Annotated in this window: 25 protein-coding genes and 3 pseudogenes; 14 read left to right on the forward strand and 14 right to left on the reverse strand. The window is 68.7% G+C overall.

Features of this window, described 5'->3' with window-relative positions:
* Positions 1 to 284: 284 nt before the first annotated feature.
* Positions 285 to 410 carry a hypothetical protein gene (locus ACFZDJ_RS47865; RefSeq protein WP_391068915.1) on the reverse strand — a complete coding sequence of 42 codons (126 nt, stop codon included), beginning with the start codon at positions 408 to 410 and terminating at the stop codon, positions 285 to 287.
* A gap of 249 nt (positions 411 to 659) precedes the next feature.
* Between ACFZDJ_RS47865 and ACFZDJ_RS47870 the strand changes: the two genes are divergently transcribed.
* On the forward strand, positions 660 to 1232 hold the full coding sequence (locus ACFZDJ_RS47870; RefSeq protein WP_391068918.1) for a GNAT family N-acetyltransferase: 573 nt from the start codon (positions 660 to 662) through the stop codon (positions 1230 to 1232).
* On the opposite strand, the gene ACFZDJ_RS47875 is transcribed toward ACFZDJ_RS47870, so the two are convergent.
* Both ACFZDJ_RS47875 and ACFZDJ_RS47880 read right to left on the reverse strand, forming a co-directional pair.
* Complete coding sequence (locus ACFZDJ_RS47875; protein WP_391068920.1) at positions 1181 to 2269, reverse strand: hypothetical protein; 1089 nt, start codon at positions 2267 to 2269, stop codon at positions 1181 to 1183. The two genes, ACFZDJ_RS47870 and ACFZDJ_RS47875, sit on opposite strands and share 52 nt — an antisense overlap.
* Before the next feature lie 350 nt (positions 2270 to 2619).
* On the reverse strand, positions 2620 to 3039 hold the full coding sequence (locus tag ACFZDJ_RS47880; protein WP_391068923.1) for a hypothetical protein: 420 nt from the start codon (positions 3037 to 3039) through the stop codon (positions 2620 to 2622).
* A 62-nt stretch (positions 3040 to 3101) separates the two neighbouring features.
* Here ACFZDJ_RS47880 and ACFZDJ_RS47885 point away from each other — a divergent pair, with 62 nt between their 5' ends.
* Positions 3102 to 3368, forward strand: a complete 267-nt coding sequence (locus tag ACFZDJ_RS47885) for a hypothetical protein (protein ID WP_391068925.1) — start codon at positions 3102 to 3104, stop codon at positions 3366 to 3368.
* On the opposite strand, the gene ACFZDJ_RS47890 is transcribed toward ACFZDJ_RS47885, so the two are convergent.
* Positions 3326 to 3769 carry a hypothetical protein gene (locus tag ACFZDJ_RS47890; protein ID WP_391068928.1) on the reverse strand — a complete coding sequence of 148 codons (444 nt, stop codon included), beginning with the start codon at positions 3767 to 3769 and terminating at the stop codon, positions 3326 to 3328. The two genes, ACFZDJ_RS47885 and ACFZDJ_RS47890, sit on opposite strands and share 43 nt — an antisense overlap.
* A gap of 339 nt (positions 3770 to 4108) precedes the next feature.
* Here ACFZDJ_RS47890 and ACFZDJ_RS47895 point away from each other — a divergent pair.
* Positions 4109 to 4357 (forward strand): annotated as a pseudogene (locus tag ACFZDJ_RS47895) (NUDIX hydrolase); the annotation flags it as partial.
* A gap of 169 nt (positions 4358 to 4526) precedes the next feature.
* Positions 4527 to 4964, forward strand: a complete 438-nt coding sequence (locus tag ACFZDJ_RS47900; RefSeq protein ID WP_391068930.1) for an SMI1/KNR4 family protein — start codon at positions 4527 to 4529, stop codon at positions 4962 to 4964.
* On the opposite strand, the gene ACFZDJ_RS47905 is transcribed toward ACFZDJ_RS47900, so the two are convergent.
* Entirely contained in the window at positions 4945 to 5109 is a 165-nt protein-coding gene (locus tag ACFZDJ_RS47905; RefSeq protein ID WP_391068932.1) for a hypothetical protein, read from the reverse strand. The two genes, ACFZDJ_RS47900 and ACFZDJ_RS47905, sit on opposite strands and share 20 nt — an antisense overlap.
* Before the next feature lie 353 nt (positions 5110 to 5462).
* The gene (locus tag ACFZDJ_RS47910) at positions 5463 to 6575 is read right to left on the reverse strand and encodes an ABC transporter substrate-binding protein (RefSeq protein ID WP_391068935.1); all 1113 of its coding nucleotides are present in this window, start codon (positions 6573 to 6575) and stop codon (positions 5463 to 5465) included.
* A 279-nt stretch (positions 6576 to 6854) separates the two neighbouring features.
* Here ACFZDJ_RS47910 and ACFZDJ_RS47915 point away from each other — a divergent pair, with 279 nt between their 5' ends.
* A complete protein-coding gene (locus ACFZDJ_RS47915; protein WP_391068937.1) occupies positions 6855 to 7043 on the forward strand; it encodes a LuxR C-terminal-related transcriptional regulator in 189 nt (62 codons plus the stop codon).
* Between the two features lie 63 nt (positions 7044 to 7106).
* Here the strand turns inward: ACFZDJ_RS47915 and ACFZDJ_RS47920 are convergent, their stop codons facing one another.
* Positions 7107 to 8108, reverse strand: coding sequence for an aKG-HExxH-type peptide beta-hydroxylase (locus ACFZDJ_RS47920; protein WP_391068940.1), 1002 nt, complete (start codon positions 8106 to 8108; stop codon positions 7107 to 7109).
* A 100-nt stretch (positions 8109 to 8208) separates the two neighbouring features.
* On the opposite strand from ACFZDJ_RS47920, the gene ACFZDJ_RS47925 reads away from it, so the two are divergent.
* The 3 genes and pseudogenes from ACFZDJ_RS47925 (at position 8209) to ACFZDJ_RS47935 (ending at position 9778) form a co-directional block, all read left to right on the forward strand.
* The gene (locus ACFZDJ_RS47925) at positions 8209 to 8493 is read left to right on the forward strand and encodes a hypothetical protein (RefSeq protein WP_390940195.1); all 285 of its coding nucleotides are present in this window, start codon (positions 8209 to 8211) and stop codon (positions 8491 to 8493) included.
* Positions 8494 to 9059: 566 nt separating this feature from the next.
* Positions 9060 to 9202, forward strand: a pseudogene (locus ACFZDJ_RS47930) (IS5/IS1182 family transposase); the annotation flags it as partial.
* 45 nt (positions 9203 to 9247) lie between these two features.
* Positions 9248 to 9778 carry a GNAT family N-acetyltransferase gene (locus ACFZDJ_RS47935; protein WP_391069090.1) on the forward strand — a complete coding sequence of 177 codons (531 nt, stop codon included), beginning with the start codon at positions 9248 to 9250 and terminating at the stop codon, positions 9776 to 9778.
* Between the two features lie 149 nt (positions 9779 to 9927).
* Here the strand turns inward: ACFZDJ_RS47935 and ACFZDJ_RS47940 are convergent, their stop codons facing one another.
* Positions 9928 to 10152 carry a hypothetical protein gene (locus ACFZDJ_RS47940; RefSeq protein ID WP_390940200.1) on the reverse strand — a complete coding sequence of 75 codons (225 nt, stop codon included), beginning with the start codon at positions 10150 to 10152 and terminating at the stop codon, positions 9928 to 9930.
* A gap of 124 nt (positions 10153 to 10276) precedes the next feature.
* Here ACFZDJ_RS47940 and ACFZDJ_RS47945 point away from each other — a divergent pair.
* A pseudogene (locus ACFZDJ_RS47945) lies at positions 10277 to 11089 on the forward strand (IS5 family transposase).
* A 15-nt stretch (positions 11090 to 11104) separates the two neighbouring features.
* Here ACFZDJ_RS47945 and ACFZDJ_RS47950 read toward each other — a convergent pair.
* Positions 11105 to 11692 carry a histidine phosphatase family protein gene (locus ACFZDJ_RS47950; RefSeq protein WP_391068943.1) on the reverse strand — a complete coding sequence of 196 codons (588 nt, stop codon included), beginning with the start codon at positions 11690 to 11692 and terminating at the stop codon, positions 11105 to 11107.
* A gap of 765 nt (positions 11693 to 12457) precedes the next feature.
* Here ACFZDJ_RS47950 and ACFZDJ_RS47955 point away from each other — a divergent pair.
* Complete coding sequence (locus ACFZDJ_RS47955; RefSeq protein WP_390940204.1) at positions 12458 to 12796, forward strand: cupin domain-containing protein; 339 nt, start codon at positions 12458 to 12460, stop codon at positions 12794 to 12796.
* 477 nt (positions 12797 to 13273) lie between these two features.
* Here ACFZDJ_RS47955 and ACFZDJ_RS47960 read toward each other — a convergent pair whose 3' ends face one another.
* Complete coding sequence (locus ACFZDJ_RS47960; RefSeq protein ID WP_390940206.1) at positions 13274 to 13858, reverse strand: hypothetical protein; 585 nt, start codon at positions 13856 to 13858, stop codon at positions 13274 to 13276.
* Positions 13859 to 14213: 355 nt separating this feature from the next.
* Positions 14214 to 16997, reverse strand: a complete 2784-nt coding sequence (locus ACFZDJ_RS47965; RefSeq protein ID WP_391068946.1) for a multifunctional oxoglutarate decarboxylase/oxoglutarate dehydrogenase thiamine pyrophosphate-binding subunit/dihydrolipoyllysine-residue succinyltransferase subunit — start codon at positions 16995 to 16997, stop codon at positions 14214 to 14216.
* 716 nt (positions 16998 to 17713) lie between these two features.
* Here ACFZDJ_RS47965 and ACFZDJ_RS47970 point away from each other — a divergent pair.
* Entirely contained in the window at positions 17714 to 18169 is a 456-nt protein-coding gene (locus ACFZDJ_RS47970; RefSeq protein ID WP_391068949.1) for a DUF6884 domain-containing protein, read from the forward strand.
* Between the two features lie 342 nt (positions 18170 to 18511).
* Here the strand turns inward: ACFZDJ_RS47970 and ACFZDJ_RS47975 are convergent, their stop codons facing one another.
* From ACFZDJ_RS47975 to ACFZDJ_RS47985, 3 genes are all read right to left on the reverse strand, one after another.
* Entirely contained in the window at positions 18512 to 19915 is a 1404-nt protein-coding gene (locus ACFZDJ_RS47975; RefSeq protein WP_391068952.1) for a carboxypeptidase regulatory-like domain-containing protein, read from the reverse strand.
* A 412-nt stretch (positions 19916 to 20327) separates the two neighbouring features.
* A complete protein-coding gene (locus ACFZDJ_RS47980; protein ID WP_390940216.1) occupies positions 20328 to 20594 on the reverse strand; it encodes a hypothetical protein in 267 nt (88 codons plus the stop codon).
* A gap of 283 nt (positions 20595 to 20877) precedes the next feature.
* Positions 20878 to 21138 carry a hypothetical protein gene (locus tag ACFZDJ_RS47985; protein WP_390940218.1) on the reverse strand — a complete coding sequence of 87 codons (261 nt, stop codon included), beginning with the start codon at positions 21136 to 21138 and terminating at the stop codon, positions 20878 to 20880.
* Between the two features lie 272 nt (positions 21139 to 21410).
* Here ACFZDJ_RS47985 and ACFZDJ_RS47990 point away from each other — a divergent pair, with 272 nt between their 5' ends.
* The 3 genes from ACFZDJ_RS47990 (at position 21411) to ACFZDJ_RS48000 (ending at position 23727) form a co-directional block, all read left to right on the forward strand.
* Complete coding sequence (locus tag ACFZDJ_RS47990; RefSeq protein WP_391068955.1) at positions 21411 to 22232, forward strand: NAD(P)H-binding protein; 822 nt, start codon at positions 21411 to 21413, stop codon at positions 22230 to 22232.
* Between the two features lie 106 nt (positions 22233 to 22338).
* The gene (locus tag ACFZDJ_RS47995; protein WP_391068958.1) at positions 22339 to 23268 is read left to right on the forward strand and encodes an RNA polymerase sigma-70 factor; all 930 of its coding nucleotides are present in this window, start codon (positions 22339 to 22341) and stop codon (positions 23266 to 23268) included.
* Positions 23269 to 23445: 177 nt separating this feature from the next.
* Positions 23446 to 23727 (forward strand): NAD(P)H-dependent oxidoreductase, encoded by a 282-nt coding sequence (locus tag ACFZDJ_RS48000; RefSeq protein WP_391068961.1) that lies wholly within the window; start codon positions 23446 to 23448, stop codon positions 23725 to 23727.
* The last annotated feature ends 74 nt before the right edge of the window (positions 23728 to 23801 follow it).

Below are 23801 nucleotides of genomic sequence, written 5' to 3' on the forward strand. Positions count from 1 at the left end.
GCGCAACGAATCAGCGCTCGGGAGGTCTCACAGGGTGTACAACGGCACGTCCTTGACTAGACGACTTGGCTCGGCAGCACGGTAATGGCGCACGGCGGCGCTGCTCCACTCGTTTTCGAGCGCCTCACCGCCGAGTGCGCCGCCGGTACTCCCCACACTGCCGGGCCCGGTGCGGCCGATACGATGCCCCGGCCCGGCCACCTGGGCGCCAGGTTCTTCGCCTGCTCGCCGCGCCGGGCAGATCGAGCGCAACTACATCCGGAAGAAGACCGTCGAAGGCCAGGTCACCGCAGCGGCCAAGGCAAGCTCGGCGGACGGCCGAAGACCATCGACGACGACATGCTCACCTTCGCCGTCGCGCTGAAGTACACGGACGTCCCCGTCCCCGAGATCGCGAAGAAGCTGGTCATCAAGACGGGGAATACGCGGGCAAGAACCCCTCGGTCACCTCGCTCTACCGGGCGCTCGCCGAGGCCGAGGGAACCGACGCGTCGGCGGAGACGTACCTCGTCGGCCCCCGCCGCCCAGTCCGCGCCCGGAGCACCGGCTCCGGCCCCAAGGGGATGGAACGGCTCACCGGCACCTGTCAGTTCACGCCCAGTCGTTCAGTTGGTCGCGTTCATCACGAAGCCCCGCCAGTGCATGACAGCATCGCTGCCATGGACTACAGATATGCTGCTGCGGCTGACGCCCCGGCCATGGCTGAACTCTTCGCGGCCAATCATTTCGACTCCCTCACGGAACAGGAGCGCGCTGACCAGGGCTTCGTGCAAGGTGACCTCGATGTCGGCACGTTGCGCTCGATGACTGACGACGGGAGCCTTCTCGTCGCGGATGACGCCGGGCGCCTAGCTGGTCTGCTCGGTATTGCCGCGCCGGGCAGCATGCCGAGTCCGCCGCCGCCGGTGCAGACGCTGTTGAGTGCACAGGACTCGTTGCAGTGGCAGGGGCACTCGCTCCGTGCCACACGCTGGCTGCTCTATGGGCCTGTGGTGGTCGCTGCCGCCTACCGAGGGAAGGGGGTGGCTCGGGGGCTGTTCACCACGGCGATCCAAGCGGCCTCAGAGCGGGCTGACGTGGTGGTCGCGTTCATCGAACTGGCCAACCAGGCTTCGTGGAAGGTCCATGTCGACGGCTTCGGCATGACCCCTCTGGGCGAGTTCGTCATCGGCGATCGCGCCTATGGCGTGGTCGGCACATCCGCCAGGCAGTCAGAACAACCTGGAACCTGAGCAGGGTTAGGTCTTACCCGAAGGCACCCGCTCCTGCCTCCGCTTCGCCGACAAACGCGTCGCCAGCCTTGAAAGTGAGCTTCTGGAGCTTTGCTGTGCGCGCAGTCTGCCGCGTCTTCTTCCGCGTCCTTGACCACTGTGTGGGCGCGGTCCAGGGCGCGCCAGGCCTTGAACACCGCGACGCCGTCCTTGATGGCCTTGGCCGGCTGACCAGCAAGCCGGGGCAGATCAGACGTCGGGCCCAGCGTGGCAATGGCGGTCTCGTTCAGGGCCAGTCGAGATCTCCCGAACCTCGCCGCCCCGGGTCTCGATCTTCGCCGCCAGTTCGCCCAGGCTCCAGTCCCGCAACCCGCCCTCCGGCGCACTGAAGAGCTGCAACTGCAGGTGAGAACCCCCACCGTCAGCGTGATGCCATAGGCGTCGTCTCTCTGACCTTGCGCATCAATCCCCTCGGGTCGGATCTCTACGCCCGGGACCGCAGGCACACGCAGGGCGGCGAAGTCGATCTGGCCACCCTCGACGGCGCTGTTCTCGACTTCGGTCACATCCCAAGGCCCCACGTGGCCGTCCCGCACCTGCGCGCGGGCGAGCTCGCCGGAGGCCAGGGTTCCCGCATACTCGGCCTCTGCCCGCGCCAGCGGCTCTTCCAGATCCGACTCAGAGAGCTGAGAACGCAGCATCGCAGCCTGCAGCAGTGCCGCGAGGTCGTACAGAGTGCCCAGGCCTTTGGCGTCCGCCTCGGCCCCAGCATCGAAGTCGCCGAGCAGCCCCCGCGTGAGGAGCACGGCGTCATCCGCAGTGCCCGCGAATCGATCCCCGCCGGCGTCCGGGAACAGCCCGCGTACGACCTCCTCAAGCCGGTCGCCTCCGCCCGGCCGCGCGGCCTCCATCTCATGCGCCCACAGACCGTAGGCGTGGGCGATCACCGCGATCGGTGAGGCGTGGTCCCATGCAGCAGCCGTGCGCCTGCCGTCCTCGGAGACGATGGGCTCGCCCTGCTCGAACTGGCGCAGAATGGCCCTGGCCTCGTCCTGCATGTCCTGATCCTCGTCATCTGCACCGCCGTATAGCTCGGGGAATGGCCGTACCCACCACCATCCCCAGCGTGGCGATGCAACTCACCGGTTCCTGAACACCAGCGTGTTGGAGGGCAACGCCGCCACATTCTGCTTCACCGCAACCGCCTCATCCGCGGCGCCCGCCACCGTGTCCTTTCCACTCTCCCCCGCACTGACCGCTGCACACGGCGAGATCCCGCGCTTGCAACGTGTGATCCAGCCGCATAACCCGAGGACCTGACAGCGACGCTGGTCTGCAGACCTTACGATCCAGAGCGCAATCCCAGAACGCTGTGCTCCACCAGGCCCGGGGGAAGATCGCTCTTCCCTTAGGCCCGAGCAGTCAACTCCACGAGTCCGGCCCGTAGGTCGGCCGCTGCCTCACCAAGGACGATCGCGCTGATGATCAGCTCGAGCAAGAGACAGTCGTACTCGTCGCCCATGCTCCGATAGCGCTCATCATCGGCCTCCACCACAGCAGAGACGATGCTCCTCCCACCATCAATCATGGAGGCAAAGGACGCCTCATAGACGCCGTGACCGGTCCAACTCCGGTGCATGAAAAGGACATCGCCTTCGACGAAGACGTTCCACTTCTCATCCATGTCCCGGGCTCGATATCCGCGCTGGATGCGGTCCCAGTCCTCGTCGGTCCAGACACGATCCGGCAACTGAGAAATCGGCCTGGGCGTGTTGATCGGCTGGAGGCGCCGGAACGACTCTCGGGTGAGCGGGGCATCGGCAGTCATGACGTGATCCTACGGATGCACCACTCCAACAGGACAGCTCATTAACTCCAACTGGTCGGAGGGTGACCCTCAGCTGCCTTTCGGACGCGTCCTCAGCTTCCAAGAAAGCGAACGGCAACTACTCGGCCCGGGCCCTGGACAGCACGGACAACCAGAAGGCGGGATCACGGCTCGCCACCTGGTACAACGACGACCGCATCCTCGACGGTGACGCCTTCTACGTGAACGTGAAGCAACCGCCTGCACGAGCGGGGCGGCTCGCCCGCAGCCCGCCCCGCTCGGTGCTTCACGGCGACAGCTGGATCACGAAGCGTTCGAAGAGTCGGTAGGCCTCCAGTTCCTCCTGTGCATCCTCTTCCTGTGGGCCCGCCCAGACACGCACCCGATAGGGTCCGGGCGAGGTGAGGGCGTACTCGTCGCCGGCCGGCTCCCGCATCAGGTTGACCAGTTGGATCCGCCCGGACTGGAAAGACACGGAGGCCACTTCCCCGATAGCCCGGAATCCGTCCCCGACCGACCCGTCGGGCGCCGAGTCCCATATCTCCACCCGAACCTTGGCCCGTTGGTCTTCGAGATCCGATGCAACCACCACGGAGTCTTCATGGACCAAGAACGCGGAGTTGCCAGGAATCCGGGCGAACGGCTCCTCGTTCCCCGGATCGTTGTCGATCAGAGCGAACAGGTGCCGCTCCACCAGCACCGCCGCCTCAAACGAGTCAAGCAGTCCCACCGTGCCCTCCTCCCGCTGTACAGAGCGCCAGTATCCCAAGCAGCGCACACCACCAGGGTTTGCCGAGGCGGATGCCACCCGCGCGTCCTGTGCGGGCGCACCCTCAACAACTGGACCCGCCCGCCCAGCAGTTCAGCGGCGGCGCATCTCCTTAGCCAGCCCGGAGTGTGTCGGCGAGGGTGAGGTTGTCTCCACGGCTCACGGCCTGCGGGAGCATGGCGCGCACGGACGCTTCGGCAGCGAGGCCGGCCGGGCCGCCCAGGACGAGGAAGAGTCAGGACGGCCCTGGCGGCACGCGGATCTCAGACGTTGGAACAGGTACCAGTGGGAGGTGCGGGAATGAGTTTGCGGCTGGCGGCGTACGCCGTGTGCATCAAGGGCGGACAGGTGCTCCTCGCCCGTCACGTACCACCGAAGGGCGAGACCAACTGGACGCTTCCGGGCGGCAAAGTCGAGCACGCGGAGGATCCCTTTGACGCGGTGATCCGGGAGGTCACTGAGGAGACCGGCTACGAGGCCGTGGTCGAACGCCTGCTGGGCGTGGATTCAAGGATGATCCCCGCGGCCGAACGCGCCATCCCGGGCGGCGGCCTGATCCAACACTGAGGCAACCACTGTCTACGCAGTTGCGGTTCTGGCTCAACTCCTGTGGAGCGGTCACGCTGGGCGACGGCCGGAGACCCTGAGATCTCGCCTGACCGGTCACCAGGCAGAGCCTGATGACCGACATGTCAGTAGGGTTCGGGAGGATGCCGGGGTGAACGATTGCGAACCGCTGTTGGAACGCGTCCGGACTGTCGCTGCGGACAGTGAGAACCTGCAGGACCCGATCACCCTGCAGAGCCTCGACGCGGCCGAACAACATCTGGGCTTCCGCCTCCACCCGCTCCTCGCCGCGCTCTACACCACCGTGGGTAACGGTGGCTTCGGCCCCAAGAACGCGCTGCTGGAGCTCTGCGACGCCTTGCCGTCTGACGGCACGGACACCGCGCTGGGCAACTACCTCACCCTCGCTTCCCCAGGCGGCTCCGACCCGTGGTGGTCGTGGCCTGCAGGCGTCGTGCCGAACCTGGACTGGGGCTGCGGCATGACGGCCTGCGACTCAGACGATGACACCGCAGGTCACGCGCCAATTCGCTACAGCATCTCAGCGAGTGACGTTTCCACAGCGGTGATCATTGCCAGATTCCGTTGAGGACGAGGGCCGCGCGGGCGATGTCACCGATGTGGCTAGGGCTGAGGGTGACGGGCTGCAGGGTTCGCCAACGCTGCTTGAGCTCGGCGGCAGCCCGGTCCCCGAGGGCACGCACGCCCCAGATCAGGCTGTTCCTGGTTCGCATGTCCGCGTGCAGGCCTGTTCGGAGCAGGTCCTTGGGGTGCCGGACCGGAATGAGGATGCCGATCCCGGCGCCGATGTAGCCCTGCCGGCAAAGGTGAGCAGGCCCTCGGCCGCGGCTTGTACAGGGCGGGCAGGGCGTGGATCTGGGCGGCGGTGATGTCGAGGGTGGCGCCGGGCTCGACCTCGGAGACCCACAGCGGGGTGCCGTCCGGGGCGGACAGGAACTGCGCCTTCCCGCCGAACGCCTAGTGCTTCTGGCTGAACCACCAGCCGTTGCCGTTGGCACGTAGACAGATAGACGGGTAGACAGCCCCCAGTTCGGACCGTTCTGGACAGTCGGACCTCCGTGCTCTCTCAGCCGGCGTAAAGGATCCGAAAGCGATCGGGTTCCGCCGGATCTCGATCAACGACTTGGATTGGCGTCCAAGCCCATTGCCAAACACTGATGCCTGGCGTGCGGGAGAACTGGATCTGTCCGCGGGTGCCTTCGACTGCAACACGCGGCCAGGATTCGGCAGTACGCGCCCGGTCCGCGCCGTGAGAACGCAGCACATCGGCGAGGACGGCGACCGTGTCGTAGCCCTCGAAGGCGACGAAGGAGGGCGCTTCGGCCAGCCGCTCACGGAGGGCCGTCTCGACTCGCGCACCGAGTGGGCTGAGGCGCCCGGGCAGGTAGCGCAAGAACGGGATCGCGGCGCTGTCGTCGCCCAGCAACGTCGCCCATTCGGCGAACTCCGGCTGCCCGGCCGGAGCGCCAATCATGATCTCGGCGAGGCGCTGGTCGCGGCGGACAGACTTGACGATCGACACGGCCGGCTCCGGGTGGCCGACCAGAAGAAGGAGGGCTGTCGCGCGACTGTCGACGAGTTCGTCGCACACGCCCGCGGGGGCGAGCGCGCGCATGTCGAGTTCGATGACGGTGCCGCCGCGTGGAGCGAGGTAGTCCCGCAGAATGCGGGCCCCAGATGCCCAGTAGACACTCGACTCGGCTGCTACGGCGATTCGACTGTGGCCCGCGCCGAGGAGGAAGTCTGCGTAGATCTGCCAGCCGTGGGACTGCGCCGGGGCGAGGCGCGCGACCCATTCCGTTGGCTGTTCGGTGAGCGCGTCGAGAACCGCTGACGAGCAGAGGAACGGCAGGCCGAGGGCGTCGGCCCTGGTAGCGGCGGCGCGAGCGACGACGCTGTGATACTCCCCCGCCAAGGCAGCCACACCCAGGCGAGCCAATTCATCTACGGCCGCCGCGGCCCTCTGCGGATCAGCCGCGGTGTCTCGGACCACCAGCTCGAGCGGTCTTCCGACGATCCCGCCGGCGTCATTGACTTCGCGAACGGCCAGCTCGAGTCCAGCGAGCAAGTGTTGGCCTGCCTCGACCCAGCCGGGCCGAGTCAGCGGAACGAGAGCCCCGATCTGCACGGATGATCCGTCAGTCCGCTCCGCTCCAAGTGGCGATGGTGGCGTATTCATGCGTTGGCGTCTCCCGAGTGACGGTTCGGTCGAAGTTTGCCCGATCACAGAGTGAACGTCAGTGGCGCCGAGAGTAGCCGAGCCGAGAATGGCCAGCTTCGGCGCACCGTCCTGTGACCGTCAGCCGGCCGCCGCGCCGTGCGGGCCGTGCAGCGGGGTTACGTCACGCTGGGCCCGCGGGCTGGCGGCGAACTCTCCGCCCTCTTGGTGCGCCTGGCGGAAGCCAACGGCACACCCCCGTTCCCGGAACTTACGAACCGGGAACGGGAGGTGCTGTGATTGGTCTCGCTCGGCGACGGAAACCGCCGAATCGCGCAGGAGCTGTTCACATCGGAGAAGACCGTACGCAATTACGTCTCGGCCATCCTGCCGAAAATTCACGTCTCCAGTCGGCTGGAGGCCCTTGTGTCCGCACGGCTGGCCGGCCTGGAAACGGCCGACCCCGGCACGGGCTCCGCAGGTAAATAAGGCGCAGCAGCGGAACAGTTAGAACAGCCGTGGCCGACGGAACCTGTGCCCGGAGCGGGGAGCTCACATGTCGTGGGTGATGAGGTCGGCTGCCACAAGCCGGCGCACGCTGTCGCTCACCTGCCGGTTGACCTCCTCCGAGTCGGCCGGGAGTCCGACCGCTCGGGCGTAGGCCGTGTGTACCGAGCCGAGGTCACGCCCGTCGCACAGGGAGTAGACCGTCCACGAGCGCGCGTTCAGCCAGTGCATTCGGGCCGACCACGTGGGGCTCACCACGAGTTGTCCCAGGCCGGGCAGGGCGCATGCGTCCACCGGGATGAGCCGCTGGAGGATGCCTCCTGCGGGAATCTCCGGCGGCTGCCACGGTTCCGCCCGCCGGGTCGTCGCCGCGGCACGGTCATGGGGCCGCGGGGCGTCGTCGTCCACCAGACGGAACGCAGTGAGGAGCCAGCGGGCGAACCGGTGCCCGTTCTCGGTGAGCGCCTGTTCCGGCAGCGACAGCACGCACTCGGCGAGGTAACGTGCCCGTTCCGCACTGGTGCGGTACTGCCCGCTGCGGGCGGCGGGGGTGCCGGGACTGGGCTCGTCGAGGTCCTCGACCGACGGGGGCGGCCCGAACCGCTTGTGGACCGCTTCACCTGCGGCGGCCGCCGTAGCCCGGAGGACCAGCAGGTGCACGTAGAAATGCAGGGCGACGAACACACGGATGACCGTCCACGAACCGATCCGCCACGGGATCGGGACGCGCTCGCTGGCGTTTCTGACCACGGAGCCCGTACGGAGCGCGTCGAACAGCTTGAGGTAGGCGCCCTCATGCAGCAGGCTCTCGGCGGCGAGCCACGGAGACGTGAAACGTTCGGGCGCCAGCAGCACCGTCGAGGGAAGCGGGTCGCCGCCAGACATGGACTGCAGGGGGCCCTCTTCGCTCTCCCTGTGCGTGAAGCCCACCATGGTGACGTGCCCGAGTACACCGGCTCCCGCGGCGGGCAGCAGTGCCGTGAGGAGTTCCGCGCCCTCCCGCAGGACGGCGCGGACGCTGTCCGCCGGATCGACCGGGCCAGGCACTCCGGTGCGGACGGGTGAGGGCTTCGCAGGGCCCCATGGAGGACGGGGCGTCCGCCGCCGGGGCCGACACGCAACCGCTTGCGTAGGCGCCGAACGAACTGTGTCCGAGTCGGCCACTCTCCAGTCGCGCGAGGTCGACCTCGAAGCAGTTGCGCAGCACCGGGTCGTACGGCAGCGGACGGAGGTGTTCGTCGGCCGCCGTGGCCGTTGTCCGCAGCACGTCCGCTGCTTCGCCGTCATGCCGCGCCAGCATGGTCAGGCCCAGCCGGAACCGGGCGAGGTTGCGCTCGCCGATGGTGGCGGAGTCGCCGAACTGCCGGTCGGCGCAGAGCATGGCGTCGGCCTGTGCCACCCGGTCGGTGACCGGCTTGTCGGCGGAAGGTGAAGCGGGCAACGAGAACCGTCCTTCGGGGTCGGGCGGCGGACGAGAACATAAGACATCGGCACCGGGCCCTCTCTCGGGCGGTCCCTGCAGGGAGCGAGACCGATCGTGTTCAGGGCCGTCGCCGAGTGCACCGACGTCGGCATGGCCATCGCCCTCGCCGGTCTCGCGACAGTGTGCGTGGCAATGTGTGTGGCCCCATGGCGCACGAGACAGGGCCAGTAGGGCCGGATCCCTGTGCGCCTGACGCCACGGCGACCGGGGGATCAGCTGTAGACCGAGCCGGAACTCGGCCTGCACACCGTGGCGTCGGTGTGATGAGGTTGTCGGTGGGATGAGGTCGCAGGTGGGATGAGGTTACGGTGTCGGCGCAGGATGGTGCCCGCGGAAACGATCAGGTACGGGTACCGAAGTCCGACCCGTGGAAGCCGGTGCAGGAGCGCAGCGTTCTTGCGAGTGGCAGCGGCACTACCCGGACATGAACGGCACAGTCGTCTGCGAGCGGTGCACCATCACCCACGGCTGGAACTGCCGCACTGCGGCCAGTGACGGCTTCGTCGACGGGCACAGGCCAGGAAGCGGACAACGCGGAGGACCGCCGGGACGGGCCCGCGTCGAGCATGCCTTCGGCCGCATGAAGCACTACACGACCCTCCGCGACTGCCGGCAGCGCGGCAATGGTCTCCATCACACGGCCCAGGCCGTGGCCCATAAATTGCGTGATCACGGGAGACGACCGAGTGCTAGCGTCGCCCGCATGCCTGAACTGATCGCACCCACAGACCGGCTGCAGTCCTCATGGCTCGCGGCGCGTGACGAGTGGTCTCCAGGTGCCCACCAGGACGGGACGGGCCTGCGTCTCGCGCCTGATGCCGACCTCGACAGCCCCGAGGTTTTCTCGGAGTGGGTCGAACGGCTGCGGCAACAGTCGGACAGGTCGCTTGCCGTCGGAGAAGAGCGCGTCCATGCCACCCATTGGTGGATCGTCGAGGGCGACAGCTATCTGGGGGCCATCGATCTGCGGCACTACTTGAACGCCTTTCTCCTCGACGTCGGCGGGCACATCGGCTACAGCATCCGGCCCTCCTTCCGCAGACGCGGCCTGGCTACCTGGGCTCTCGGGGCGGTTCTGCCAGAGGCCCGTGTGCTCGGCCTGGATCGAGTCCTCGTCACCTGCGACGACGACAACGTCGCGTCGGCACGCAGCATCGAACGCAACGGTGGTGTCCTGGAAGATGTCCGCACAACCAACGCGGGCACCAAGCGCCGCTACTGGATCACTCTGTAGGCAGTGCCTTCTCTGGGGGAGAACTGTGGTCCATCGCGATCCAGCGAGGATCAGTGCAGCTCGGCGGCCACGCAGAGGACGACAACCCGCGCAACAAGTGTGGTGCTATCGCTGAATCGGACGCCCCCTTCGTCGCCGGCCCCTTCCGGCTACTGGTGGCCGATTTCCTGGAGCGTCCAGGTGTTGCCGTCCGAGTCGGCGAAGTCTGGGAACGTGGCGTAGTCCCGACGGTCGGGGTCGGGGTCCGACACCCAGTCGCCTTTCCAGTCGTCGATCGGTGACTTGTGCCGGATGCTGCTGACCTTGACGTTCCGCGTGTTGCAGCTGACACCCCCGGGCTCGGCCCGCTCAATCCAGATCGGTGTCGGGCTCACCGATGCCCCACCGGGGTCGGCACATGCCGTCCACCTGGCCGTTGCCGACGGGGTGGTAGTCGACGTCGAGGACTAAGAGGGCATTTCAACTGGCATGATCACTAGGCTGGCGGCCGTGGTGGCGATGGTGGAGCGGCTGGTTCCGGATGGGTTGTGGGCGTTGTTCCCACGGGTGGTCCCGGCCGCTCCGGTACAGCCCCAAGGCGGTGGCCGACGCCGGTATGGGGACCGGCTAGGGACCGGCAAGTGCTGGCCGCCATTGTGTTCGTGGCCACGACGGGCTGTACGTGGCTCCAACTACCGCCAGGCTTCGGCCCGTCCGGGCCGACCGCACGCCGGCGGTTCACCGAGTGGAGCCGGGCCCGGGTGTGGGGCAAGCTCCACCACCTGGTCCTGGACGAGCTCGGCGCCCGCGGGGAGTTGGACTGGTGGCGATGCGCGATCGACTCGGTGAGCATGCGGGCAAGGAAAGGGGGGCCTGACGGGTCCGAATCCCGTAGATTGCGGTAAGAGAGGTTCAAAGATCCACTTGCTCACCGAGCGGACCGGTCTGCCCATCTCCATCGGCGTCTGCCCTGCCCACACTCATGACAGCCAGGGCCTGGAGCCCCTGGTGCGGGGCATCCCGCCTATCCGCTCCCCCCACGGGCCCCACCGACGACGGCCCGCCAAGCTCCACGCCGACAAGGGCTACGACTGCGACCACCTGCGCCGACGGCTCCGGTTCCGGAACATCACCCCGCGCATCGCCCGCAAGGGCATCGAGTCCTCTCAGCGGCCGGGCCGCCACCGTTGGACCGCGGAGCGGACGGTGGCGTGGCTGACCGGGTGCCGCCGCCCGCACCGTCGCTACGAGCGCGAAACGGAACATTTCCTGGCCTTCGCCGGGATCGCCACGGCGCTCACTCGCTTCCGGCGCCTCTCACGGCAGGCGTGAGGCAGCGGGCTGCCGCTACGGGACGTTCCAGGCGGCGATGAACGGCTGCTCGTCCTCGGTGGCCAGGAAGCTGAGCGTGCCTGGATGTGGATGCCCGAGCAGGCGGCTGGCGGACGCGTCGAGGCCGAGCCAGCGCACGGTGAGCACGCGCGCCAGATGACCGTGCGCGACGACGGCGACATCGCCGTCGCCCAGCAGCGGCCGGATCCGGTCCAGCACCGCGTCCGTACGCGCGGCCACCTGCTGGAGCCGCTCGCCAGGATGGTCAGCATCGCCGGGAATGACACCGTCCCGCCACAAGTCCCAACCCGGCCTCGTCTCTTGGATCTGCGCCGCGGTCAGGCCCTCATAGCCGCCGTAGTCCCACTCCATCAGGTCGGGATCGGGCCTGACGCCAGTCAGGCCCGCCAACTCGGCCGTCCGCACAGCGCGGCTCAGCGGGCTGCTGAACACGGCAACCAGACGGCGTCGGGCCAGCCTCGGAGCAAGCGCCTTCGCCGTGACCTCACCCGCGTCAGTCAGCGGAACGTCGGTACGGCCGGCGTGCTGGCCCGACAGGCTCCATTCGGTCTGACCGTGCCTGATCAATATCAGTTCACCCATGGTCGCGCACGATATCCAACCACGAGGCACTCCAAGCGCTCCCCGTTTTCGCCGCCATCGCCCGCACCCTCGTCGCGGCAGTCAGTGAGTTTCTGCACCACATGCTTGCCGACGACGCGAGTCCGGCATCCTGCGCTCCTACGCCTACGAGCTGCTGACGTGGGTCCGGTTCTTACACGCGGTGGAGGTTCCCTGGTATCTCGCTCGCCGTCGCGGCCCGTGACTTCGCGCTGTGGCTGAAGACCGCGAAGAAGCCGCCGCGGCAGCGCCGTCCCGATGCGCCGACACCAGGGTCGGCAAACCCGATCACAGGGAAGGCCGCGCCCGGCGAGAACCATGCCGCTCGGACCAGGAGGCACGCTCGCGCGGTGGTCCGGTCGTTCTACGAGTACCACCGCGAGACGCACGGCCGACGCGGAGCGGGCGGCCACGCCGGGGGGCGAAGTTGCTCGGTCGGGAGACGAGTTGGGTCACGAACACGGAGGGCATGGGCAACGGCCGCGCGTGGACGCCCGTCACTCGGCACGGCATCGATGTCGTCGTTGCCGGAACCGCGGCCGAGTTCTTCGTGATCCGGCTCGCCTGGGGCGACGACTAGGCTGTGTTAGGCAAGTTCGGCCTCTCGGCGTACCCGAACGGCCCGGGGCACGTAGGTGGGATCGCCGCAGACGCCAATGTGCAGCCTCCGACCCGTGCCTCACGTTTCCAGCGGGCTCCGGCCAACCCCGGCTCCTTACTCCTCACTGCTTACAGAAGGTCACTGTCATGAAGAACGCGCGGGAATTCTTTTCACCGGACGCCATGCAGTGGAGCACCGGGCCGCAGCCCGGGACCGCCGAGCGGATTCTGAGCAGGGACGAGGCTGATCCGGAGGTGCTGACCCGGCTGGTGCGCTGGGAGCCCGGCCTCGACACCTCGCTCTCCGGCGTGATCCGGCACGAGTGGGTCGAGGAGGTCTATCTGCTCGAAGGCGACCTGCACGACCTGACCCTGGATCAGACCTTCTGCGCCGGAGACTTCGCCGCCCGGCCCCCGGGCATGGAACACGGCCCGTACCGGACAACCGGAGGTTGCGTGATGTTGGAGATCCGCTACCGGCCGTAGAGCGTGTGCCGAGTTCCGGGTCTTCAGTGGAGGCTACGGAGCCAGATGATCGCGCCGCTTAGGTGGAGTCCGGCGGGGTAGCTGGTCGGGGGCTTGTCGTGGCGGGGGCGAGTCCGTGCCACTCCTTGATCTTGTCGATGGTCGTCTGCCGGTCTGGGTTCGCAACCTGTCTTATCGGTTGGTGCTCCCGCAGCGACCTGACGAGTCGGCGCTCATGCGTGAGGCCGCCGAGCACCTGTGGCTGCACGGGACCGGACGGGGATCGCGTCGCAGCGGACCTGACGAGGCGGGCAGACGCCCTGGAGGGCAGCTGAGTTGGAACGTGATGTCCATGACGCGAGCCAGAGACGGATCGACGCCACGGTGACGGTGACCTGGAGAACGTTTCCGCACCAGCGCCGGCCGACTGACCCGTAGCCCTGGCAGCGGCTGACGGTCGGCCGTCGCTCGCGGCGCGCCTGGGACGACGCAATGGGCTCAGGAGCGCGGCGGCAAGACCTCGATCACCGTGGCCGTGCCGGCAACAGATCGGGCTTCGTGCATGGTGATCACATCGCCGCACTTCAGATGTCTCCACTGCTCGGGGCTCATGGGAGCCAGCCGAACGTCGGCGGTCTCTCCCGGGCCCAGTTCCTGTGCGTACTCCACCCACACCCTTGCGATGCTCAGCTCTCGTTCTCCGCCAGCACTGTGATTGCCGATGTCCCACATCGGCCGGAGCCGACCGTCTCCGGAAAAGGCAGTCCGGCGTCGGCCCTCCTCCGCACCCACCAGGCTCAGGGTTGCCCGGACGATGCCGTGCCGGACTTCCCAGCCCCGCCACTCGCACCAACGGCGGCTGCGGTCGAGCATCATTTGGCGAGCGGCTTCGGTGAGGAGTTTCCAGAAGTCCACGGACACGGGGTGGACATCTCCGATCTCGATGAGTACGTCGAGCACCATCTCCCACTCCTGGCGCCCGATGTCCTCGCGAACATCCCCGACCGTCTGTCCGTTCTCCGCCACGGCGTCCTCGGGCAGTAGGTCGACGGCCTGCCGAAGGAGTGCGAACGCGTCATCCATGCGCTGCATTGTCCCCTGTATCCATGCGCCCGCTCATGGGCCACCCTAGAAGGCCAACAGGGCCAGCAGCGGTCCGCGGACTGTTCGGCCCGAGGCTGATCGCGGTGAGGGTGCCGGTGTTCCCGCACGTGCAGCCACTCGTGTCGGTATGCACGCGCGCCGCTCCGGTGGTCGCAGTCGGGCTTCGTGACGGGCGCCCGGCGCCCACCCGCCCGAGCTGTGCCGGCATCGCTCCGGGGCACAGACTCGTGCAATCGGGCACCCTGTCGGACTCGGTCCGAGAGGGTGCCCGGGACACGAGGCCGTGGGCCGTGGTGTGCGGGGCCCGTCTTGCGTGGCGCTGGGGCGGCACGGGTCAGTGGAAGGCTGACATCACGAGATCCTGCTGTTCGCCGGCATGCCGACGGGCGGACCCCACGGCGGGGGCCGGCGCCTGCGGGCGGCTGACGCATGCGACGGGACGGCCCGCCAGCCGGTGCACATGGGGTCCCACGAAGGACCATGCCCCTTGGTTCTCCGGCTCCTCCTGTACCCATCGCACCTCGGCCCCGCCGGGAAAACGGGCGAGTTCCGCGCCGAACTCCTCCGTGGGGAACGGGTAGAGGCGCTCCAGGCGGACGATCGCGGTGTCCGACAGGCCGGCGCTTCGCCGATGGGCCTCCAGGTCGTAGTAGACCTTGCCCGAGCACACCAGCACGCGCCTGATCCGGGCGGTGTCCGCCGTCTCATCCGGTATGACCGCACGGAACGCGCCCATGGTGAGCTCCTTCAGCCCGGAGGTGGCCGCCTTCGACCGCAGCATCGACTTCGGCGTGAAGACGACCAGTGGCCTTCTGCGCTCCCCGAGCGCTTGCTGCCTGAGCAGATGGAAGTAGTTGCCCGGCAGGGAGGGCATGGCGACGGTCATGTTCTCCTGCGCGCAGAGCTGGAGAAACCGCTCGATCCTGCCGGAGGAGTGGTCGGGCCCCTGCCCTTCCAGGCCGTGCGGCAGCAACAGCGTCACCCCGGAGCGCTGGCCCCATTTCTGTTCGGATGACGCGATGTACTCGTCGATCACGCTCTGGGCCCCGTTGGCGAAGTCGCCGAACTGGGCCTCCCACAGCACCAGAGCGTCGGGGCGCGCCAGTGAATAGCCGTACTCGAAGGCCACTGCTCCCAGTTCGGACAACATCGAGTCGTAGGGTGCGAAGCCGGCCGCCCGTGAGCCGAGGGAGCTCAGCGGCGTGTGCTCCAGGCCGGTGCGCCGGTCGGTGAGCACCGCGTGGCGTTGGCCGAAGGTGCCACGGCGGGAGTCCTGTCCGGCCAGCCGTACCGCAACCCCGTCCAGCAACAGGGAACCGATGGCCAGTGTTTCCGCGGTGGCCCAGTCGATCGATCCAACGTCCAGCATCGTGGTCCGCCTCTGGAGCTGCGGAAGAACGCGCGCGTGCACGGTGAAGCCTTCCGGCACAGCGGTCTGAGAAGCGATCACGTGCCGGGCGGCCGCCTCCGTGATCGCGGTCGCCGCCCGGGGGGCGGCTGCGTGCCGAGCGTCCACGGCGTTCATGTGGTTCACGGGCTTCGGGGAACGGGGCACCGGCAGCGCCCGGGTCTGGGCGAAGGCCCGCTCGAGGTGCCCCTGATAGTCCCGCAAGGCGCCTTCCACCTGCCGCTCGGCGATGTCGCCCCGGCGGACAAGCGCCTCGGCGTACAGCTTGCGCACCGAAGCCCTGGCACCGATGCGGTCGTACATCGCCGGCTGCGTGATGGAGGGATCATCGACCTCGCTGTGCCCGTGGCGCCGGTAGCAGATCAGATCGACGACGACGTCCTTGTGGAACGCCTGACGATAGTCGAAGGCCAGGCGCGCGACCCGGACCACGGCCTCGGGGTCGTCCGCGTTGACATGGAAGATGGGCGCCTGGACCGTCCGTGCCACGTCCGTGGCGTATGCGCTCGACCGGCCGTTGGCGGGCGAGGTGGTGAAGCCGAGCTGGTTGTTGATGACGATGTGGACCGTCCCACCGGTGCGGTAGCCGGGCAGTTGGGACATGTTCAGCGTCTCAAAGACCACGCCCTGACCGGCGAACGCGGCATCGCCGTGGACGGCGATCGGCAGGACGGGGAAGGTTTCGCCACCGTCTGCGGCCCCGTCCTGCTTGGCGCGCACCACTCCCTGGGCCACCGGCCCCACGAGCTCCAGATGCGAGGGGTTCGCCACCACGCAGACGGCGATCGTGCCGCCGTCCAGGGCACGGTAGGTCCCTTCCGCACCGAGGTGATACTTCACATCGCCGGACCCCTGGACCGACCGGATGTCCACCGCATCCTCGAACTCATGGAAGATCTCTGCGTAGGACTTGCCGATGATATTGGCCAGCACATTGAGCCGACCCCGGTGTGCCATACCGATGACGGCTTCCTTCACCCCGTGCCCGATGGAGCGGAGCAGCAGCGCGTCGAGCAGTACGATCGCCGACTCGCCGCCTTCGAGCGAATACCGCTTCTGTCCCACGTACTTGGTCTGCAGGAACGTCTCGAAAGCCTCTGCCGCGCCCAACCGGTAGAGAATCTGCAATTGTTCGGCGACGTCCGGCCGGGGCTGAGGCGATTCGATCCGCTGCTGGACCCAGCGGCGTTCCTGGAAGCTTTGGATGTGCATGTACTCGGTGCCGACGGAACGGCAGTACGACTCCTGCAGGGCGTTCAGCACATGGCGAAGCGTCATGGTGGCCTGCCCCGCGAACCCGTCGACGACGAATTCTCTTTGCAGGTCTTCGTTCCGGAGTCCGAATGCCGGGAGGTCGAGTTCCGGATGGGCGGCCACCCGTCCTGCCGTGAGTGGGTCGGTATCGGCCACCAGGTGTCCGCGGACTCGATACGCGTCGATGAGCGCGGCAACGCGGACCGCTTTGACGGCCGCCTCGTCCGTACTGTCCTGACTTTCCGGACCCTCCTGACTTCCCTGCGCATTCGTCGCGCCGTTGCGCGCCTCCCGGCGGGCCGCGGGGATCGGGGAGGTGAAGAACTCCCTCCAGGTCCGGTCGACCGAGCCGGGGTCGTTCAGGTATCGCTCGTACTGTTCGTCCACGAGCCATTCATTGATGCCGAATTCCAGCCCGTGGAGCAGCGGCTGTCCGGCGTGTGATTGCGACGCCACTGTGTGGATCGCCTTCTTTCCTCATTCGGAATGACCGATGACGGACGCGGCCGGACCGCCCGGTCATGATTCATCGTGCTCGCGGGCTTCGCTTCCGCTGAGTATCCGTCGTGGAGGCGAAGCCGTCCGACCGTGTCGCACCATCGACGCTATGGCATCGCGGGAGTCGACCAAGACACCCAGGAATGACATAACGCCGTCACATCAGGACATCGCAGCAGGGAGACGGCCTCCGCGTGGAATGCTTCCAAGCACAGTCGAATCCTGATCATCAAGCGCCGCGTCCCTTTGATCCGAGGGCTTGTAAGTCCCCGCGGCCCGGCATGGCCGCGGTCCACAGCCCGGCAGTACGTCATCAGTGGCGGCCTCACGGTCGCCGAGCCGACCTCAGGGCAGGAACATGGCTGACCGCGATCCGTCCGTCATCACCCAGCGACAGGCTCCGCCAACCGCCGACCCCTGGGCCCTGGGCCGTGGGCCCTTCGCGGCGAACCGCGGTTGCGGCACGCTCGGTCGTCGCACGGCAATCCCCTCCCCCGCGCCCCATGCACCCCGGACCGAACAACCGTCCAGGCCACGCTCGCCGCTGTCCGCCGCTCCGGCATCACCGGCCCCCGGCCGACAATTCGGCGACACCGCCCCCGGAAGAGATCCGTACCGGACGCATGCAGCGCCGACACCGCTGACGTCACACATGAACAGGCAGGACAACAGGCATGACAGCGAACGACTACCTCGACTGCTTCCGACCCGAACTCGTCGTCATCCCGTGCGGCAGCCGCAAACTGGGCCGACGCGCACGAGCGGCAGACCTGTATGTCGGCTCCTATCACCGTGCCTGCCGCACGGCGGCTGATGCGCTTCGGCCCGACCGGCTGCTCATCCTCTCCGCACGCTACGGCCTGCTCGACCTCGACGACGTCATCGACCCGTACGACACACCCCATGGCGCTGCCGACGCCATCACGGCCCAAGCCCTCCTGAAGCAGGCCACGGTGCGCGACATCGTGCTCCTCGACCCCGTTGTGGCCCTCGGCGGCGCGCGCCACGTCGGCCTCGTCCGCGCCGTCTGGCCGCACGCCCGCACGCCACTGGCCGGGACACGCGGCATGGGTGAGCAAATGGCCCGACTCGCCGTGCTGCGCAAGGGACGCGACCAGCGGCTGATGTGACATCACATACGGCTGCGGGAAGGCGGCCCGGCCCCGGGCTGCAGCCGCGTGACCGCGCTCGCACGCGCGCAGGGCGGGGCAGGGCAAGGCGGGGCGGGGCAGGGCAGGGCAGCGGCGTACCGACGGCCATGGCGCCTCCTGCCGGCCCGGCGAGCAGGTCCGTGCCGCGGTGGGCGACGGCCACGACCGCGCCGCGAAACGGCGCCCGCATCAGTCCCGAACGGCACCCGACGGGACGGACGACCTCGCCCACCCCGATGCGCCGATGCCCCGATGATCACGCGAGGCCACGGCGGGCCCGCTCCGAAGTCGCGGAGCGGGCCCGTCAGTGACAGGAGCCGTTCATCCCTCGTCGTGTGCAAGCGTCAGATCAAAGGCGTCCTGGCCGGCGGCATCGAGGGTGAGGGATGCCGCCCGGGCCGGGTACCCCGCTGCGACGACGGTGTACTGGTCGGCTTCGAGGCCGGTGAAGGCGTAGGAGCCGTCCTCGCCGGTGAGCGCGATGCCTACGACGTCGCCCGCCGGGTCCAGGAGGATGACGCGGGCCTCGGAAACTGGGCGCCCGTCCGTGGTACTGCTGCGGACGGTGCCCCTGAGCACGGGCGCCACGCGACGGGGCACATCCGGCTCTGCGGATCGGCGGCGCGCGTGCTGAACGACAGATCGGCGGCGCGCATGCCCGGCGGCGTAGTGCAGGGAGCGGCTCACCACCACCATCCAGGCAATGACCACCAGCACGTAGAGCACGACAGCAGCCCATACGAACAGCTGCGAGCCGGTCCTCGCCGCGAGAGCGCTCGTGGCCGTCACACAGGCGCCCACCGGGAAGATGAAGGACCACCACGTGGGCGCGAACGGCAGCCCGCCCCGGACCGTCCGTGCGGTCAGCCCCGCGGCGAGCACCAGCCACAACATGGCGAAGCCCCACACCGACACTCCCCCGAGCAACGCGGCGACCGCGGCGCCCCGTGCGTAGGGCGCGGGCAACGCGCTCGGCGCCACCGCGGCCAGCGCGCCGAGCGCCGTCACCGACTGGCCCAACGCCCCCAGGCCGATCCACACCGTGGGCACCACTGTTGCGGCAGGTACGTCGTGATGCACCAGGCGGCCGTAGATCATGGCCAGCACCAGCAGCGCCGCCACGAAGCCGAGGCCCAGCATCGCGTAGCAGCCCAGCAGCAGGGCGAGCCGCAGTTGCCCGGCCGGTGCGTGAGGCACCAGCAGCGCGCCCGTCGCGGCGGAGACCATCGGCGGCACCACCGGCATCAGCCAGCCGCCGAACGCCGCGTCCGGCGCGAAACGGTGCCGGGTGATCATCAGGTACGGCACGGTGCACGCTGTGACAAGACCGAGCACGGTACCGAGCGACCAGAGCACCCAGTCCACACCCAGCGCTGCCTCGAGCCCGATCAGCCTCCGGCCCAACACCAGCGCCCCGGCGCCCACCGTGAGCAGCGCCACCGGCGGCGCGCCGAAGAACTGGGCCGCCACCGGATCAGCCGCGTGTACCCGCAGCGCCCGCTGCCTGAGGTAACCGACGGCCAGCAGGATCAGCAGCAGCGCGGCGCCCAGCCAGACCACCGTGGCGATAGTCAGCAGCCCGGGAAAGCTCCGGGGCAGCGTGACCGCCGCGTTGGCGACGATGCCCGTGCCCATGACCGCCGCGAACCAGCTGGGGCCGAATACCGCACGCGTGGTTGTGTCTGCGGCAGGCGGCAAAGGACGGGCGGACGGGGAGGAATTCATGACCCAAACCTATGGCGGGGCCGGGGCGGCACTGCCGGTCATGTCCAGATGCGAGGGGCTTGTAGCACATATCGAGCGACGGCCACGGTGCGACAGTCCCGCAGGGCCGACCCAGCCGGCCGCGACCGTGTACCGCCGGGGGTAGTGGTACTCTCGCCGGCCTGCTGCCGACCATGATTCCCGAGACCACGAGTTGCCCGTGAAGACCACACTCACCTGACAGTTCGTCATTGTTCAGCGACTGCCGCATTGATGGCTCACCGTGCGGGTCATGTACTGGTGCTGTGCAGCTGTTGGCACCGGCAGCGGCGAAGGCGGGCGGCGGTTCTTCGAACCTGGCTACCGGGCGCCGTCCGTCCCGGGGCCCGCAGAGGTCTCCGGAGCACCCGGCCTCTTCCTTTAGGGCAGCGGCTTACTGCGGGGCCTGGCGGCACGCCTCGGTTGCGACGGCGCCCGCCACCCCGGCCCGGGCCAGATCGCCGACACAGCCGCTCTGGTCGCCCACCAGGCCGACATAACACGCCATCCGGACGGCGTCCGTGACCTCAGTGCCCTGGTCCCGGACTAGGTTCTCGCAGGCCGCGATGTCCGCGTGGGCGGCTGGTGCGGCGATGACGGTGCCGCCCAGGGCGAGGGCCAGGCCGGCGAGAACGCTGGGAATACAGGCCGAACGACGCATGAGGATGCACCTGCTCTCTGGGTCGGATCACGCGGTCCTGGGCACGCCGGCCCGCGGCCGGGGGCGGCGGCGAGCGCACGCGAGAGACGGAATCCCCCGGGGATCGAGCACCACAGGGGTCGAGCAGGGGGTGTGCCGTGCCTGTCGTGCGGGTGGTGTGCGCTTCCTCCGAGACCCGATCGGCCTGGTATGGGCCACCCTCGCTCATACGACGCTAGAGCACTCCGTACGCGCCCGCACTCCCGGGACAACGGATCCCGGCGCCCGTTCGCCGACGCCGACGTCATTCCCCAGGGGCTGTGGCCAGGTGATTCCCCAGGCACTGGCCTGACTCGCGGGCGACCGGCCAGGTCGCGTGAGGGGATGGAAGGCCCGTGCCGGGGATGTGGCTGATGATCCGCAGTGCCTCGGGCAGGGGGGCGGTGTCCTCGTCGGGATCACCATCGCTGTCGAGCCGCGTCATCACCATGCGCTTGGTGTAGCTGACGGCGGCCGCTGCCTGCGCCGCTCCGTCGATGACGAACCAGGTCGCGACCGTGCGCACGCCCCTCTCGCCTGGGAAGGCAAGAGCCCTGGCCGGTGGCTTGTCAGCCGGGCTCTTCGGCTGTTCGGCGGGGCGGCAGCCCGGGCCCTTCATGACGACCTGACGGTCGGCCAACCTGCGGCGGGCCCGTCCCCGTCTCGGGCCGTGCCCAGTCTCCACCGGCGGCCTCCTCCTCGCCATTTCCCTCGCGCGCCCTCCGATGTCACAGAACGGCGGGGCTGTCTCGTCTCAGATCGTCGAAGACAGACTCCGGAAGCAGGAAGGTGATGGTCATGCGGGTGTTCGTGGCAGGCGGGAGTGGAGTCCTCGGGCGGCGGCTGGTGCCGCAGCTCGTGGCTCGTGGCCACCGAGTGACGGCCACGACGACGAGCACGGCCAAGCTCGGCTTCGTGGAGCAACTGGGCGCGGACGGCGTCGTGATGGACGGACTGGACCCGGTGTCCGTCGGCGAAGCGGTGGCGGCCGCCCGCCCGGACGTGATCGTGCACCAGATGACCGGGATCAGCATGGCTCACGCCGGCAAGCCCGACCTGAAGCACTTCGACCGGTGGTCCCTGCCCACCATCAGGCTGCGCACGGAGGGAACCGATCACCTGCTGGCCGCCGCCGAGGCGACCGGCGTGCCGCATTTCGTCGCGCAGGGCTATGCCAACTGGAACGGGATCCGCGAGGGCGGCTGGGTGAAGACCGAGGAGGACCCGCTGGACCTGCACGAGAACACACCCGCGCACCCGGCGATGGCAGCCCTGCGACACGTCGAGGACGCCGTCACCGACGCCGGCGGCGCGGTGATGCGTTTACCGCGTTCTACGGGCCCGGCGCCACCGACGACCAGGTCGTACTCGTCCGCAAGCGGCAGTTCCCACTGGTCGGCAAAGGCACCGGCTACTCCTCCTGGGTCCATCTCGACGACGCGGCGAGCGCCACCGTCCTGGCCGTCGAGCAGGAGGCGAGGGGCGTGTTCAACATCGTCGATGACGACCCGGCCCCGGCCTGCGAGTGGCTGCCCCATCTCGCGGCGTGCGCGGGGGCGAAGCGGCCGGTGCGTATCCCCCCGTGGCTGGCCCGGCTGCTGGCGGGACAGGTGGTGGTGACGATGATGACCGAGGGGCGCGGCTTCTCCAACACCAAGGCCAAGCGGGAGCTCGGCTGGGAGCCGCGCTATCCGTCCTGGCGGCAGGGCTTCGAGGAGGGGCTGGCGTGACCCGGACCGAGGAGTTCGAACAGCTGCGACCGCTGTTGTTCTCGATCGCCTACCGGATCCTGGGCAGCGTGACCGAGGCCGAGGCCGAGGACGCGGTCCAGGAGACCTGGCTGCGCTACGAGCTCTCCCCCACCCGGCCCGCGTCGGCCAAGGCGTTCCTCTCGGCCGTGGTCACCAGGATCTCGATCGACGTGCTGCGCTCGGCCCGCCTGCGGCGGGAGGAGTACGTCGGGCATTGGTTCCCCGAGCCGCTTCTCACCGATCCCTACGAGGACCCGGAGCACTCGGCGGAACTGGCCGACTCGCTGTCGATGGCATCCCTGTTGCTGCTGGAACGGCTCAGCCCGCTGGAACGTGCGGTCCTCGTCCTGCGGGAGGTGTTCGCCTTCGGCTTCCCGGACATCGCCTCGGCGGTGGACAGGTCGGAGGCGGCGTGCCGCCAGCTCGCGGTGCGGGCACGCCGCCACATGGACGCGGGCCGGCCCAGGTTCGAGGCCGACCGGAAGGAGCGCGAGAAGCTCGCCGAGCGGTTCTTCGACGCCTTGCGGGAGGGGAACATCGACGGGCTGCGCGAACTCCTCGCCGCCGACGTGTCGCTGGTCGGGGACGGCGGCGGCAAGGCCCCGCAGTGGGCCAGGGGCTTCTTCGGCGTCGACCATGTGTCCCAGGCCCTCGCCACCCTCCTCCCGCCGTTCATCCAGATCGGCGGCGTCGTGGAACCGCACCAGGTGAACGGCCAGCCGGGCGCGATCTTCCGCGCCCCGGACGGCAGGGTCCTCAACACCTGGACACTCGACGTCCTCGACGGACGGATCCAGACGATTCGCGCGGTGAGCAACCCCGACAAGCTCGGACATGTGGGCCCCGTGGCGGACGCATGGGCGATCCTGCGCGAAACACAACAGGTCCGTCGGGACGCGGACTGACCTGCAGAGCTCACTGCGCTCCGGACCTGCGGTGCCGGGTGCCACCGGCGGGCCGGGAATCCGCCGTAGCAGCAGGGATCTCACCATCGCGGACATGCGCGCCGCAACCGAGGAAGTCGGCAGCGACAGGTTCGGCGCACAAGAACCAGAACCAGAACCAGGACTGGAGAATCGGACGTGCTCAGGATCGGCATCATCATCGGCAGCACCCGCCCCGGCCGGCACGGCGACCGGGTGGCCCAATGGGTGCGGGACCTGGCGGTTGAACACGCGGGCGACGCCGCGGACTTCGAGCTCGTGGACCTGAAGGACTACGCGCTGCCACTGCTCGATGAGCCCGTGCCAGCACGGGTGGCACCGGGCCGGCGGCCGCACACACGGCGATGGGCCGAGCGGATCGGCTCGTGCGACGCCTTCATCGTCGTCACGCCCGAATACACCCCCCGCCCGCCGCCCTGACCAATGCCATCGACTACCTGTACGCGGAGTGGGGCGGCAAGCCGGTCGGCTACGGCGGCTACGGCGCGGTCATG

The sequence above is a fragment of the Streptomyces sp. NPDC007896 genome (assembly GCF_042959425.1).
Taxonomy (GTDB): Bacteria; Actinomycetota; Actinomycetes; order Streptomycetales; family Streptomycetaceae; genus Streptomyces.

Excerpts from the sequence above, each read along its gene's own strand:
- ACFZDJ_RS47865 (WP_391068915.1), bottom strand. The coding sequence starts at position 410 with ATGACCAGCTTCTTCGCGATCTCGGGGACGGGGACGTCCGTGTACTTC.
- ACFZDJ_RS47870 (WP_391068918.1), top strand. The coding sequence starts at position 660 with ATGGACTACAGATATGCTGCTGCGGCTGACGCCCCGGCCATGGCTGAA.
- ACFZDJ_RS47875 (WP_391068920.1), bottom strand. The coding sequence starts at position 2,269 with ATGCAGGACGAGGCCAGGGCCATTCTGCGCCAGTTCGAGCAGGGCGAG.
- ACFZDJ_RS47880 (WP_391068923.1), bottom strand. The coding sequence starts at position 3,039 with ATGACTGCCGATGCCCCGCTCACCCGAGAGTCGTTCCGGCGCCTCCAG.
- ACFZDJ_RS47905 (WP_391068932.1), bottom strand. The coding sequence starts at position 5,109 with ATGCGAACCAGGAACAGCCTGATCTGGGGCGTGCGTGCCCTCGGGGAC.
- ACFZDJ_RS47910 (WP_391068935.1), bottom strand. The coding sequence starts at position 6,575 with ATGAATACGCCACCATCGCCACTTGGAGCGGAGCGGACTGACGGATCA.
- ACFZDJ_RS47935 (WP_391069090.1), top strand. The coding sequence starts at position 9,248 with ATGCCTGAACTGATCGCACCCACAGACCGGCTGCAGTCCTCATGGCTC.
- ACFZDJ_RS47950 (WP_391068943.1), bottom strand. The coding sequence starts at position 11,692 with ATGGGTGAACTGATATTGATCAGGCACGGTCAGACCGAATGGAGCCTG.
- ACFZDJ_RS47955 (WP_390940204.1), top strand. The coding sequence starts at position 12,458 with ATGAAGAACGCGCGGGAATTCTTTTCACCGGACGCCATGCAGTGGAGC.
- ACFZDJ_RS47960 (WP_390940206.1), bottom strand. The coding sequence starts at position 13,858 with ATGGATGACGCGTTCGCACTCCTTCGGCAGGCCGTCGACCTACTGCCC.
- ACFZDJ_RS47970 (WP_391068949.1), top strand. The coding sequence starts at position 17,714 with ATGACAGCGAACGACTACCTCGACTGCTTCCGACCCGAACTCGTCGTC.
- ACFZDJ_RS47975 (WP_391068952.1), bottom strand. The coding sequence starts at position 19,915 with ATGAATTCCTCCCCGTCCGCCCGTCCTTTGCCGCCTGCCGCAGACACA.
- ACFZDJ_RS47980 (WP_390940216.1), bottom strand. The coding sequence starts at position 20,594 with ATGCGTCGTTCGGCCTGTATTCCCAGCGTTCTCGCCGGCCTGGCCCTC.
- ACFZDJ_RS47990 (WP_391068955.1), top strand. The coding sequence starts at position 21,411 with ATGCGGGTGTTCGTGGCAGGCGGGAGTGGAGTCCTCGGGCGGCGGCTG.